A 14,604-nucleotide genomic window follows, 5' to 3' on the forward strand; every position below is an offset into this window, starting at 1 on the left:
CCAGCTTCTAGTTGGGAACGAGAGGAGAACTGCTGGGCTTGTGTAGTGCTTTCTAGTTAAGGTGCTACTGTTTCTGGTTGGGGAGATTCAATAATCTCAGGCAAAGTAGGGGGTAGATTGGGAGTGGGTTCAGTGGTTACCTCTGGCGCTGGCGTTATGCTTGGCTGACGATTGAAGTATTGACTAAACCGCCCCTTTTTCTTGGATTGAGGAGCTACTACTGCTTCTGATGGAATCGTTGGTTCTACTGTTGTTGCTGGTTCTGGCTGAGGAAGCGTTTCCGGTACAGCTGTTGACTCAGCTTTTGGTGTTTCTGGGGTTTTTGGTTCTACTGTAGTTTCTGGTTGAGGAGATTCAATAATCTCTGGTAAGGTAGGGGGTTCGCTAGGAGTGGGTACAACGGTTACCTCTGGGGTTGGAGTTATTTCCGGACGCCGTCCGAAGCGATTGAAAAACCCTCGCGATTTTGCTTTTTCTGGTTGAACTTGGGGTACTTCCTGTTGTTTTGGTTCGGGACTCGGTTGTTTTGGTTCTTCAATCTGTGTTTCCGGCACTTTTTCTTCAACGGTAGGAATTGAAGTGGGAGCAGGTGTAGGTTCGAGTTTGGGAAGTGGTTGTTTTTGTTCTTGTGGTTTTACTTCGGGTGTTTTCTCTACGGTTGGAATTGGAGTTTGGGATGGTGTGGGTTCGGCAACTGGTACCTTAGCTGTATAGTTGGGATCTACAATGCTTCGGACTTGGTCGGTTGAAAGTTCCCCTCGAACAATTCTAGAAAGCGTGTCTTTACCTTTTGGATCGTAGGTAATTAATCTAGCAGTACTGTTGAAAACATTTTTTATGGGGTTTCCTTGCTCGTCTAAAAATTCTAGTTCTACCCAGTTCTTACCGGGCTTGAACCCCTTGAGGTATACTGACTGCCACCGGTCTAATACAAAGCTTTCGCCATTAATGGTGCAGCGAATACGCCAATCTGCTATTTCGTCGTTGGGATTTCCTCGTGCAACTAGATGCAGGGGCGCATTTGTTAAATAAAAGTCCAGTAAAATTGGCTCTGCGCCGTAGTCGCCTTTCGGACGGCTGTAAGTTAAAAGTGGTTGTTTTGGATCGGGGTTGTTATTGTCGGTCTTTGTAAAGATGTGGAATGTTGATTGAGCGTAAGCACCTTCGTTTTTAAAACTTTCATGCCAGGGACGGGAGGCAAAGACGCGTAGAGTATGGGTTCCTGGAGATAAATCTGACAAAACTAGGGGTTTATCCACATCATATACTGCTATGTAGGGTTCGTTATCGAGAATGACGTGTAAATGGGGACCGAGATCCCATTTTGAATCTTTAAATATAGGTAAATCTTTAACCTGAAAGCGAACTGTGACAGTATTATCCTGAAGGGTTTCGCCTGCGTTGGGAGCCAATATTGTCACTTGTGGCTGATAAATTTCCAGCGCTTGGCGCAGCTCTTGGATTGTTGCAGGTGGAGAAACTTCTGATATTTGTCCTGAAAGTTGAACTTTCTGTTGCGAGCTTGCACCAGGTTCTTGGCTGACAGCTTTTTCACTGTTACCACAACTGGTCACATTTAAGACTAGTACCAGCGCCATGAACCACCTGAGGAAAGCAATTCCCGTCTTCTGCCACAAGTTCATCTGTTTCACCAAATGTAGAGTTAACAACCAAACTTTCCACTGGTCAATATAGCCCAAAAGTGCGCCGTTCCTGCACCTTTTCAGGCGCAAACTCAGGAGCAATATGATTTTGTCTTTACATAACTCATTGTAGCTTTAAAAAAGTATGTATTTATACAATTTATTTATATTTAGATTAATTTAATATTTTTTTTATATTTTTGAGGTAGATAAATTCAAGAAAAATTACAACACTATATATAGGCAATTCCTCACAACCCAGTGCATTTTTCGTCTTTTTATGCTAGGACTATAATTTTTACAAATTGTGTCTGTTTGTAAAATAAATAAAGAAAGTATTGACTTTTTGTCCAATGCTTTCAACTTCAAAGGCAGATAACACGGTAGATTCGGCGATTTTGAATTATTGTTAAATTCTCTCTAACAAGGTAGGAGTTAAGCCTTTATAATTCAACAGAAACCACTCTCCACAGATGGTCTTCATAGCTACTCCAGTTAACCGCTGGTTTAAAACTAGGAAGGCAATGGTGTGGTAATGATAGTTCCTCAATCCTTGTTAAGAGAGGAGGTCGAATGACGATTAGTCCTCCAGAGCGTGAGGAAAAAAAAGCAAGAGTCATAGTTGATAACGATCCGGTGCCAACCACGTTTGAACTGTGGGCAAAACCAGGACATTTCGACAGATCTCTTGCTAAAGGTCCAAAGACAACAACATGGATTTGGAACCTACATGCGCTCGCCCATGACTTTGATACGCATACAAGCGACTTAGAAGACATATCCCGCAAAATCTTCGCAGCCCACTTCGGTCACCTTGCCGTAGTGACACTCTGGCTGAGCGGGATGATATTTCACGGAGCTCGTTTCTCCAACTATGAAGCTTGGCTGAGCGACCCCCTCCATATCAAGCCAAGCGCCCAAGTTGTTTGGCCAATCGTTGGTCAACAAATTTTAAATGGCGATGTCGGCGGCGGATTCCACGGAATCCAAATTACCTCCGGCTTGTTCTACATCTGGCGTGGTTGGGGTATTACCAACTCATTCCAGCTCTACTGCACAGCAATTGGTGGCTTGGTGTTAGCAGGTTTGTTCCTGTTTGCAGGCTGGTTCCACTACCACAAGCGTGCGCCAAAGCTGGAATGGTTCCAGAACGTCGAATCCATGCTGAATCACCACCTAGCCGTGTTGCTGGGTTGCGGTTCCTTGGGTTGGGCAGGTCACATCATCCACGTATCCTCACCTATTAATAAGCTGTTGGATGCGGGAGTGGCTGTTAAGGATGTACCTCTACCTCATGAGTTCATCCTGAACAAAGACTTGCTGATCGAACTATTCCCTGGCTTTGCCAATGGTCTAGCGCCATTCTTTACCTTGAATTGGGGACAGTACGCTGACTTCCTCACCTTCAAAGGCGGTTTAAACCCGGTGACTGGCGGTTTGTGGTTGACAGATAACGCTCACCACCATTTGGCGATCGCAGTACTGTTCATCATCGCAGGTCACCAATACCGTACCAACTGGGGTATTGGTCACAGCATCAAAGAGATTCTGGAAAACCATAAAGGTCCCTTCACTGGTGACGGTCACAAAGGTATCTACGAAAATCTCACCACATCTTGGCACGCTCAGCTGTCAGTTAACCTGGCAATGTTGGGTTCGTTGACCATCATCGTGGCTCACCATATGTACGCGATGCCTCCGTATCCGTACTTGGCAGTAGACTATGCAACTCAGCTTTGCATCTTCACCCACCATATGTGGATTGGTGCATTCCTGATTGTTGGTGCGGCGGCTCACGGTTCCATCTTTATGGTGCGTGACTACGATCCAGTGGTGAATCAGAACAACGTATTAGACCGCGTGCTTCGTCACAGAGATGCAATCATCTCTCACCTAAACTGGGTATGTATGTTCCTTGGCTTCCACAGCTTTGGTTTGTACATTCACAACGATACAATGCGTGCCTTGGGTCGTCCCCAGGATATGTTCTCCGATCAAGCCATTCAGCTGCAGCCAGTATTTGCTCAGTGGGTGCAAAACCTCCACACAGTAGCGCCTGGTGCAACTGCCCCCAACGCATTAGAACCTGTTAGCTATGCTTTCGGCGGCGGTATCTTGGCTGTAGGCGGCAAAGTGGCAATGATGCCAATTGCATTGGGTACGGCGGATTTCTTAATCCACCACATCCACGCATTCCAAATCCACGTGACTCTGTTGATTCTGTTGAAAGGATTCCTGTTTGCTCGCAGTTCTCGTCTGATTCCAGACAAGATGAACTTGGGCTTCCGGTTCCCCTGCGACGGTCCGGGTCGTGGCGGTACCTGTCAGGTATCTGGTTGGGACCACGTGTTCTTAGGTTTGTTCTGGATGTACAACACCATCTCCATTGCAATTTTCCACTTCAGCTGGAAGATGCAGTCAGATGTCTGGGGAACCGTAGACTCAGATGGTGTGGTCAATCACCTCACTGGTGGTAACTTCGCTCAAAGCGCTATTACCATTAACGGCTGGTTGCGAGACTTCCTGTGGGCACAAGCTGTCCAAGTGATTAACTCCTACGGCAGTGCGCTCTCAGCTTACGGTCTCCTCTTCTTAGGTGCTCACTTTGTTTGGGCGTTCAGTTTAATGTTCTTGTTCAGCGGTCGCGGCTACTGGCAAGAGCTGATTGAGTCAATCGTTTGGGCTCATAATAAACTGAAGGTAGCTCCATCCATTCAGCCTCGTGCTCTTAGCATTGTTCAAGGTCGGGCTGTTGGTGTAGCTCACTACCTCTTGGGAGGAATCGCTACAACCTGGGCATTCTTCCACGCACGAATCATTTCATTAGGCTAAACATCAGCAGAAATTTTGGATTTTGGATTTTAGGTTTTAGAGGAAATCCAAAATCGAAAATCCGAAATCCAAAATTCTCAGTTGGTGGCTAAAGGTCAGAGGATTTTATCAAACCCATGGCAACAAAATTTCCAAAATTTAGCCAGGATCTCGCCCAAGACCCGACGACACGTCGGATCTGGTATGCGATGGCTATGGGAAATGATTTTGAAAGCCACGATGGCATGACGGAAGAAAATCTTTACCAAAGGATTTTCGCAACTCACTTCGGTCACGTGGCGATCATTTTCCTGTGGGCATCAAGCCTGCTGTTCCACGTAGCTTGGCAAGGTAACTTTGAACAGTGGATTAAAGACCCTCTTCATATCCGTCCCATAGCCCACGCAATTTGGGACCCACAGTTTGGGAAACCAGCAATAGAAGCATTTACCCAAGCAGGGGCTAGCAATCCAGTAAACATCGCGTACTCAGGTGTTTACCACTGGTGGTACACCATCGGTATGCGGACGAACAACGACCTGTATCAAGGTTCCGTGTTCCTCCTCATATTGGCAGCAGTATTCCTGTTCGCTGGTTGGTTGCACTTACAACCCAAGTTCCGCCCCAGCTTAGCTTGGTTTAAGAGCGCAGAACCCCGTTTGAACCACCACTTGGCAGGTTTGTTCGGTGTGAGCTCCCTAGCTTGGACAGGTCACTTGGTACACGTAGCTATCCCCGAATCACGCGGACAGCACGTAGGTTGGGATAACTTCCTGACAACCCTGCCCCACCCTGCAGGTTTGCAACCTTTCTTCACAGGAAACTGGGGAGTATACGCTTCTAACCCCGATACGGCGAACCACATCTTTGGCACGTCTCAAGGTGCGGGAACTGCAATTCTGACTTTCTTAGGTGGCTTCCATCCGCAAACAGAGTCCCTGTGGCTGACGGATATGGCACACCACCACTTGGCGATCGCAGTGATCTTCATCATCGCCGGTCATATGTACCGTACCAACTTTGGTATCGGTCACAGCATCAAAGAAATGCTCAACGCCAAGACCTTCTTTGGCGCAAAGACAGAAGGTCAGTTCAACCTGCCCCACCAAGGATTGTACGACACATACAACAATTCCTTGCACTTCCAGTTGTCCATTCACCTGGCAGCGCTAGGAACAATTACCTCCTTGGTAGCGCAGCACATGTATTCCATTCCTCCTTATGCGTTTATCGCTAAGGACTACACAACTCAAGCAGCGCTGTACACGCACCATCAGTACATTGCTGTCTTCTTAATGCTAGGTGCTTTCGCTCACGCAGCTATCTTCTGGGTACGTGACTACGATCCAGAGCAAAACAAAGGCAACGTGCTCGATCGCGTACTCAAGCACAAAGAAGCCATCATCTCTCACCTGAGCTGGGTATCCCTGTTCTTGGGTTTCCACACCTTAGGTTTGTACGTCCACAATGACGTAGTGGTTGCCTTCGGTACCCCCGAAAAGCAAATTTTGATTGAACCGGTGTTCGCACAGTTCATTCAAGCTTCTCACGGGAAAGTCCTGTACGGCTTGAATGTTCTCTTGTCGAATCCAGACAGTATTGCTTCGACTGCTTGGCCGAACTACGGTAACGTATGGTTACCAGGCTGGTTGGGTGCAATCAACAATGGCACAAACTCATTGTTCTTAACAATTGGACCTGGAGACTTCCTCGTTCACCATGCTTTTGCCCTAGCAATCCACACCACCGTTCTCGTATTGGTGAAAGGTGCTTTGGATGCTCGCGGTTCCAAGCTGATGCCCGATAAGAAGGACTTCGGTTACGCATTCCCTTGCGACGGTCCGGGTCGTGGCGGTACTTGCGACATCTCCGCTTGGGACGCTTTCTACCTGGCAACATTCTGGGCACTCAATACAGTGGGTTGGGTCACCTTCTACTGGCATTGGAAGCACTTAGGAATTTGGCAAGGCAACGTTGCACAATTTAACGAGTCATCCACATACCTGATGGGTTGGTTCCGCGATTACCTCTGGGCAAACTCCGCTCAGTTAATCAACGGCTACAATCCATACGGCATGAACAACCTGTCGGTTTGGGCTTGGATGTTCCTGTTTGGACATTTGATTTGGGCAACAGGTTTCATGTTCCTCATCTCTTGGAGAGGTTACTGGCAAGAGTTGATTGAAACCTTGGTTTGGGCACACGAGCGGACTCCATTGGCGAACCTAGTTCGCTGGAAAGACAAGCCCGTTGCTCTGTCCATCGTTCAAGCTCGCTTGGTAGGTTTGGCACACTTCGCAGTGGGTTACGTCTTCACCTACGCCGCGTTCTTGATTGCTTCGACTGCAGGTAAGTTCGGTTGATGCGTTGACTGAATTGGCAGTAGTAAGTAAATAGTTAAAGTCCCTCGCTTCACAGCGGGGGATTTTTATTAATAAAAATTAGAAGAAAAAATTTTATTAATCATACCAATTAGAAAAACGAATAGAACAGATATTTACTCTTGTCAAACTCCGTAATTGATGCAAAGCAAAGGCAGAAAAAGGAGAAGAAAATCGGAAATCTTCTCAGCGAAAAGGAAGCCCACCCAAGCCAGTTTCGATTTGGAAAATTAAGTTTAGATATCCAAAATCTAAAATCCAGAATTTAAAGATGCGATGGTATTGCTTTAGAATAGGAAATGATTGCGCCTCAGCATAAAAACGCTCTGGAAGTCTTTTCCGGAAGAAAATCCGGATATACTGCAAGACTTGTTCTAGTTGAAGCCCAGCTAACCAGGACAACAAGAATTTATCTCTATGGCAACAAAATTTCCAAAATTTAGCCAAGACCTCGCACAGGACCCGACGACGCGTCGGATCTGGTATGCGATGGCTATGGGAAATGATTTTGAAAGCCATGACGGTATGACGGAAGAAAATCTTTATCAAAGGATTTTCGCAACTCATTTCGGTCACGTGGCGATCATTTTCCTGTGGGCATCAAGCCTGCTGTTCCACGTAGCTTGGCAAGGTAACTTTGAACAGTGGATTAAAGACCCCCTTCATATCCGTCCTATCGCCCACGCAATTTGGGACCCGCAGTTTGGGAAACCAGCAATAGAAGCATTTACCCAAGCAGGGGCTAGCAATCCAGTAAACATCGCGTACTCAGGTGTTTACCACTGGTGGTATACCATCGGTATGCGGACGAACAACGACCTGTATGTAGGTTCGGTGTTCTTGTTGGTTCTATCAGCAATCTTTTTGTTCGCTGGTTGGTTGCACCTACAACCCAAGTTCCGTCCCAGCTTAGTTTGGTTTAAGAGCGCAGAACCCCGTTTGAACCACCACTTGGCAGGTTTGTTCGGTGTGAGTTCTCTGGCTTGGACAGGTCACTTGGTACACGTAGCTATTCCCGAATCACGCGGACAGCACGTAGGTTGGGATAACTTCCTGACTGTTCTGCCTCACCCCGCAGGTTTGCAACCTTTCTTTACAGGAAACTGGGGAGCATACGCTTCTAATCCCGATACGGCGAACCACATCTTTGGCACGTCTCAAGGTGCGGGAACTGCAATTCTGACTTTCTTAGGTGGCTTCCATCCGCAAACAGAGTCCCTGTGGCTGACGGATATGGCACACCACCACTTGGCGATCGCAGTGATCTTCATCATCGCCGGTCATATGTACCGTACCAACTTTGGTATCGGTCACAGCATCAAAGAAATGCTCAACGCCAAGACCTTCTTTGGCGCAAAGACAGAAGGTCAGTTCAACCTGCCCCACCAAGGATTGTACGACACATACAACAATTCCTTGCACTTCCAGTTGTCCATTCACCTGGCAGCGCTAGGAACAATTACCTCCTTGGTAGCGCAGCACATGTATTCCATTCCTCCTTATGCGTTTATCGCTAAGGACTACACAACTCAAGCAGCGCTGTACACGCACCATCAGTACATTGCTGTCTTCTTAATGCTAGGTGCTTTCGCTCACGCAGCTATCTTCTGGGTACGTGACTACGATCCAGAGCAAAACAAAGGCAACGTGCTCGATCGCGTACTCAAGCACAAAGAAGCCATCATCTCTCACCTGAGCTGGGTATCCCTGTTCTTGGGTTTCCACACCTTAGGTTTGTACGTCCACAATGACGTAGTGGTTGCCTTCGGTACTCCCGAAAAGCAAATTTTGATTGAACCGGTGTTCGCACAGTTCATTCAAGCTTCTCACGGGAAAGTCCTGTACGGTTTAAACACCCTACTGTCCAACCCCGAAAGCGTCGCTTCCACCGCAGGTGCGCCTTGGTTACCCGGTTGGGTTGACGCAATCAACAATGGTACGAACTCATTGTTCTTAACAATTGGACCTGGAGACTTCCTCGTTCACCATGCTTTTGCCCTAGCAATTCACACCACCGTTCTCGTATTGGTGAAAGGTGCTTTGGATGCTCGCGGTTCCAAGCTGATGCCCGATAAGAAGGACTTCGGTTACGCATTCCCTTGCGATGGTCCGGGTCGTGGCGGTACTTGCGACATCTCCGCTTGGGACGCTTTCTACCTAGCAACATTCTGGGCACTCAATACAGTGGGTTGGGTCACCTTCTACTGGCATTGGAAGCACTTAGGAATTTGGCAAGGCAACGTTGCACAATTTAACGAGTCATCCACATACCTGATGGGTTGGTTCCGCGATTACCTCTGGGCAAACTCCGCTCAGTTAATCAACGGCTACAACCCATACGGCATGAACAACCTGTCGGTTTGGGCTTGGATGTTCTTGTTTGGACACTTGATTTGGGCAACAGGTTTCATGTTCCTCATCTCTTGGAGAGGTTACTGGCAAGAGTTGATTGAAACCTTAGTTTGGGCACACGAGCGGACTCCGTTGGCAAACATTGTTCGCTGGAAAGACAAGCCCGTGGCTCTGTCCATCGTTCAAGCTCGCTTGGTAGGTTTGGCACACTTCACTGTAGGTTACGTCTTCACCTACGCCGCATTCTTAATCGCTTCGACTGCAGGTAAGTTCGGTTGATGCGTTGACTGAATTGGCAGTAGTAAGTAAATAATTAAAGTCCCCCGCCTTAAGGAGGGGGATTTTTTATCAAAAAAATTAAGTATTACTCAAATACAACAGTTCATTCAGCTACATTAATAAGGGAAGTTACTTGTGATGCGATCGCTATGGGTATGCAACCTGAAAATACATCCTTGGGTGATTTGTTCTGTCGTCGAATTCCTTTCAAGGTACCGAAATACCAGAGAGCCTATGACTGGGAGCAAGAAGAGGTTGAAGATTTTGTTAAGGATATACTGGTGCTTTACAATACAAGAAAGAGTAATCCTAGCAAGCCAAAAAAACATTTTTTTGGCGGATTGGTAAGTATAAAACAACATTTACCTAATAGTTATACTGGAAATCTTTACGATCTAGTAGATGGTCAGCAAAGGCTTGCAACTTTTACACTTACAATTGCAGCACTCGTGAAAGCGTTTCAGTCCCTTGCTACTGAAGCTGAAGATGAAAAGGATACAGAAACTTCGCAAACTGCTCAATCTTATGCGAGCACTACAAAAGAAGAATATTTAGAGTACAAGGAAGTGGTAAATGGTCAATTACAACCTCGCCTCCGTTTAACTCTCTCTAAAGCAGATCATGTCTTTTTTGAAGACTTAGTAAATGGTCGTAATCCTAATTCAATAAGGGATTCCCACAAAAAATTACAAGTAGCTTGGGACTTTATTAATAAAAAACTAATTGGTCAAATTTTAACTGAGAACCCAAACTGTAGTGTTTCTGAAAAACTTAATCAGCTCTTAAACTTGCGAAAATCAGTCATAGAAGATTGTTATGTAATTTATATTGTAAGTGAAGATAAAAGCGAAGCTTACAGATTGTTTGCTGTATTAAATGATAGAGGGCGAGAATTAAGTGATGGTAACAAACTACGTTCAGATACTCTAGAATTTTTAGAAAAACATGAACGACAGCAACAGCTTGCTGAAAATAGCTGGGATAAAATACTTAGTTACCCCGCATCTGACGTAGACCAGTTTTTTAGAAACTACTATTCATCCCATCAAGCTAAAGGTGCTGCAAAAAGAAATTTATCAGATACATTTCGAGCCGATATATTTAAATTTTCACAGGGAATTGTTCTAGAGTCTTCTGACGTCCAAGAAGCTCAAAGAGTTGCAGATATTATTTCTGGTATGGAGCAGGAGCAACAAGTTTTTATAGAAATATCAGAACGGCGATGGCCCTACCAACAACCTTTAGCTTCAGATTGGCAGCAAGAAAGACTACAACGCCTTATCAAAGTATTAAGGCATACCCTATGTATACCCCTACTGTTAAGTGCTTATCATTGTTTATCGGAGAATGATTTTATAGACATTGTGGATATTCTTGAACGGTTTGCTTTTCGCTATATCACTATTGTAGGAGCAAATGCTGAAAGAATATCTTCAATATATTACGATCATGCAAAGTTAATTAGACAAGCGCCAAAAGCATATAAAATTTCTATCTTGAGAAATGAATTAAAAACCATACAAGACAACTACGCAACTGATGAAAATTTTGAAGCTTTATTAGTACAAAAGTTGAGCTATCAGGAGAATTCCTCAAAGAAAATGATTATTAGACACTTTTTGACTAGTATTGAGGATCATATTGAATGGTATTCACAGGGTGCTAATGGTAAACCCAGGCCTCATGAAATGAGTGTTTTCGATTTAAGTAAAGTTACTATTGAGCATATATACCCAAATAATGCCAAAAGCACATTAATCATTGAAGAGCTTGAACCTCTAAAAAATGATATTGGCAATTTGTCTTTTTGGCCAGGACGTAACAACAATAGTGCAGGCAATAAGCCATTTTCTGCTAAAAAATCTCTCTATGAACAGTCAAATCTAAAGTTAAATAGAGAGTTAGCTCAATTGACAAACTGGAACAAGCAGAGCTTACACGAACGTAGAAATAAATTATTAAAGATATCTAAAAAAATCTTTACTATCTAGTAAAGTAATCCTAAATCCTTTGTAAGGAATTTTCAGCCTTTAGATTAGTAGTTCATATGTTCGCATTGAATGCGCTAGCATTGCCCACCCTGCAAAAAGCAGTTACTTAAGATGGAGCTAACATCAAACTATGAGGGTGAGAATCTGCTTGAGAGAGTCATTTAAGCCTTTCCACTAATGTAAAATTAAAATCAATCAGTCAAAATTTTATATATGACAAATTGGCAAGAGCATATCAGTATAAATCCGAAAGTGTGTCATGGGAAGCCATGCATCAAAGGGACACGCATCATGGTGTCAGTCATTCTTGATAATTTGGTAGAAGGATTGACTTATGAGGAAATTGTTCGGGAGTACCCTCCACTCTCACTAGAAGATGTTAGGGCTGCGATTGCATATGCTGCACAATTAACAAGAGAAGAGGAATTGCTGCCATTACGATGAGTAAAATGTTGGTGAAACTTGACGAGAATATGGCAAAAACTCACGTTGAGTTATTACAGCAAGCAGGTTATGATGCCGATCGCGTCACTGATGAAGGGTTATCTGGTACTGATGATGAAATCGTTTGGCAGCAAGTCTGTTCTGAAGGACGCTTTTTCATTACTTTAGATTTAGACTTTTCAGATGTTCGTCGTTTTCCACCGGGAAATCATCCGGGAATATTGCTTGTGCGTCCTAGCAGGCATAGTCGCGATATAGTGTCAGAAATTTTATCTCGTGTTTTACAAGGAAACCCATTAGAAACCTTGAAAGGTTGTCTCGTTGTCGCCGATCCAATACAGAATCGAATTCGTCGTCCTTCAAGCATTTCCGAACCTGAAGAATAATATTTAAAACACTTGAAACAAGAACAGATAAGAACAAATTACAACCCTTACTACACTCAAACCAACGGAGAAGCATACTTAGGTGATAGCCGAGAACTCATTAAATCCATAGAAGACAATACTATCAATCTCATCCTCACCTCACCTCCCTTTGCACTGACACGTAAAAAAGAATACGGAAACGAAAGTGCAGAAAAATACGTAGAATGGTTTTTACCTTTTGCCCGTGAATTCAAAAGAGTCCTTACAGAAGATGGCTCTTTTATTCTGGATTTAGGGGGTGCATATCTCCCCGGTTATCCAGTACGCAGCATTTACCAATACGAACTTTTAGTCAGACTGTGTAAGGAAGTTGGTTTTTTTCTCTCTCAGGAATTTTATCACTATAACCCAGCCCGACTCCCTACCCCAGCTGAGTGGGTGACAGTTAGGCGAATCCGCGTTAAAGATTCAGTCAATGTTGTTTGGTGGTTATCAAAAACGCCTCATCCAAAAGCGGATAACAGAAAAGTTTTAAAGCCATACAGCCAGAGTATGAAACAATTGTTAAAAAAGGGTTATAAAGCAAAAACACGTCCTAGCGGGCATGACATTTCTGACAAATTTCAAAAAGATAATCAAGGGGCTATTCCACCAAACTTATTAGAAATTGCCAATACTGAATCAAATAGTGCTTACTTGCGTCGTTGTAAATCTCAGGGAATTCAACCACATCCTGCGCGTTTTCCGCAAGGCTTTGCAGAATTCTTTATCAAATTTTTAACAGATGAAGGTGATGTGGTGCTAGATCCTTTTGCAGGTTCTAACACTACTGGCTTTGTTGCAGAACTCTTACAACGACAATGGATTTCTTTTGAAATTAATGAAGATTATGTGATGGGCAGTCGCTATAGGTTCGCAAGTTTATAGAATAAAAACTACTGTTATACAAACGTTTTCCGGTTGCATCTGTGTGGACATCAATAAAAAGCTAGTGTATTATTTGACTATTCTTTACAGAAAAGCAGTACCACTACACTTGTTTTGCCTGGTTCAGAACATTTTTTATACTGCTTGTACATAAAAATTAATGTTACTAACATGACAGATCTACTTATACGAAGAAACTTTGAAAAGATGATAAATAAAATCCTGCATATCTTTACAAACCTAAATTCTAGGAATAAAAATAATAAGTAAAATTACGTGAAATTGTCCTGAACTCAGTTAGTTCATGCTGTCAATAGGGAAAAGCAGCAAGTGGAGGAGCAATTGTAAACAATGAAGGATTTTTATCTGTTGGCAGCAGGTTTGTTAACAGGAGTGGTAATACCAGCATCAACTATTCCACAACTATCAGTTATTCAAGCAAAAAATAGTGGAGTTTTATGGAATTTAGAGGACAACACGCAGCATGATGTAGGTGGAAAAATAGTGCCTAGTGTCGATCTTTCGATACCTTCTGTACCTGAGTTTAGCAATAATCAGATATTATCAAAACCGATATTATCAAAACCGACTGAGTCATCTTTCCATTTTAATACTCAACCTACGTACAGTCGCCGACCTGTATCTGGGCGTCAACTTTACCATCAAAGATTGCTCGAACTGAAAAGCAGTCAAACTCATACAAACTTTCCCAACGAACGCTTGCAGTCGTTGTTGATAGCAGCAAATAAAAGCCAACTGACTTATGAGGATTGGAAAAGCTTGTTGTCTTTGGAAGCTCAAGCCATGGCACGAGGACAGGGTAAAAACAGCCTGGGTATCTTACTGGGAGATTCTTTAAGTTTATGGTTTCCTCAAGAGAGTTTACCATCAGATAGATTGTGGCTAAATCAGGGAATTTCTGGCGATACTTCTGGTGGTATTGTCAAAAGGCTATCGGCTTTTTCTGCAACGAAACCAGATGTTATTTACGTAATGGCAGGAATCAACGACTTGCGGAGAGGGCTGACAGATGAAGTCATTTTACGCAATCATCGTAAAATGCTCCGTAGCTTGCGGGAATCTCATCCACACGCTAAGATTTTTGTCCAATCCATTTTACCGACTCGCTTACCAAACATTCCTAATAAGCGTGTTCGTAACATCAATCATCATCTAGCTCTTATTGCTAAACAAGAAAATGCTTATTATTTAAATCTTTATCAATGGTTTATAGATTTTCGTGGCAATCTGCGTGAGGAGCTAACGACTGATGGGTTGCACCTGAGTCGCGAAGGATATGAAGTTTGGCAATCAGCTTTACGGCAAGTGGAGTTTAAGTTAAGTTCTGAGAATAAGATTTATTCAGAAGAGTCAATAGTTAACAGCCAATAATGCGCGAAAATTTGAT

10 protein-coding genes are annotated in these 14,604 nt (G+C 43.8%); 8 read left to right on the plus strand and 2 right to left on the minus strand.

What is annotated here, in order from left to right; genetic code table 11:
* Positions 1 to 56: 56 nt before the first annotated feature.
* On the minus strand, positions 57 to 1,643 hold the full coding sequence (locus tag HC643_RS14970; RefSeq protein ID WP_050045805.1) for a hypothetical protein: 1,587 nt from the start codon (positions 1,641 to 1,643) through the stop codon (positions 57 to 59).
* A 573-nt stretch (positions 1,644 to 2,216) separates the two neighbouring features.
* On the opposite strand from HC643_RS14970, the gene psaA reads away from it, so the two are divergent.
* Positions 2,217 to 4,475, plus strand: a complete 2,259-nt coding sequence (psaA, locus tag HC643_RS14975; protein WP_038074626.1) for a photosystem I core protein PsaA — start codon at positions 2,217 to 2,219, stop codon at positions 4,473 to 4,475.
* A gap of 116 nt (positions 4,476 to 4,591) precedes the next feature.
* Positions 4,592 to 6,817 (plus strand): photosystem I core protein PsaB, encoded by a 2,226-nt coding sequence (gene psaB, locus HC643_RS14980; RefSeq protein WP_038074624.1) that lies wholly within the window; start codon positions 4,592 to 4,594, stop codon positions 6,815 to 6,817.
* A 204-nt stretch (positions 6,818 to 7,021) separates the two neighbouring features.
* Here the strand turns inward: psaB (HC643_RS14980) and HC643_RS14985 are convergent, their stop codons facing one another.
* Positions 7,022 to 7,240, minus strand: a complete 219-nt coding sequence (locus tag HC643_RS14985) for a hypothetical protein (protein ID WP_167844689.1) — start codon at positions 7,238 to 7,240, stop codon at positions 7,022 to 7,024.
* A gap of 12 nt (positions 7,241 to 7,252) precedes the next feature.
* Here HC643_RS14985 and psaB (HC643_RS14990) point away from each other — a divergent pair, with 12 nt between their 5' ends.
* From psaB (HC643_RS14990) to HC643_RS15015, 6 genes are all read left to right on the plus strand, one after another.
* A complete protein-coding gene (gene psaB / locus HC643_RS14990; protein WP_167844690.1) occupies positions 7,253 to 9,466 on the plus strand; it encodes a photosystem I core protein PsaB in 2,214 nt (737 codons plus the stop codon).
* Positions 9,467 to 9,615: 149 nt separating this feature from the next.
* Positions 9,616 to 11,457: a DUF262 domain-containing protein gene (locus HC643_RS14995; protein WP_038074618.1), complete on the plus strand. Its 1,842-nt coding sequence runs from the start codon at positions 9,616 to 9,618 to the stop codon at positions 11,455 to 11,457.
* Positions 11,458 to 11,670: 213 nt separating this feature from the next.
* The gene (locus HC643_RS15000) at positions 11,671 to 11,901 is read left to right on the plus strand and encodes a DUF433 domain-containing protein (RefSeq protein ID WP_038074615.1); all 231 of its coding nucleotides are present in this window, start codon (positions 11,671 to 11,673) and stop codon (positions 11,899 to 11,901) included.
* Positions 11,902 to 11,906: 5 nt separating this feature from the next.
* Positions 11,907 to 12,287: a DUF5615 family PIN-like protein gene (locus HC643_RS15005; protein WP_167844864.1), complete on the plus strand. Its 381-nt coding sequence runs from the start codon at positions 11,907 to 11,909 to the stop codon at positions 12,285 to 12,287.
* Positions 12,288 to 12,299: 12 nt separating this feature from the next.
* On the plus strand, positions 12,300 to 13,196 hold the full coding sequence (locus tag HC643_RS15010) for a DNA-methyltransferase (protein ID WP_038074609.1): 897 nt from the start codon (positions 12,300 to 12,302) through the stop codon (positions 13,194 to 13,196).
* Between the two features lie 351 nt (positions 13,197 to 13,547).
* Positions 13,548 to 14,588 carry an SGNH/GDSL hydrolase family protein gene (locus HC643_RS15015; protein WP_038074607.1) on the plus strand — a complete coding sequence of 347 codons (1,041 nt, stop codon included), beginning with the start codon at positions 13,548 to 13,550 and terminating at the stop codon, positions 14,586 to 14,588.
* The last annotated feature ends 16 nt before the right edge of the window (positions 14,589 to 14,604 follow it).

The sequence above is a fragment of the Tolypothrix bouteillei VB521301 genome (assembly GCF_000760695.4).
Classification (GTDB): Bacteria; Cyanobacteriota; Cyanobacteriia; order Cyanobacteriales; family Nostocaceae; genus Scytonema; species Scytonema bouteillei_A.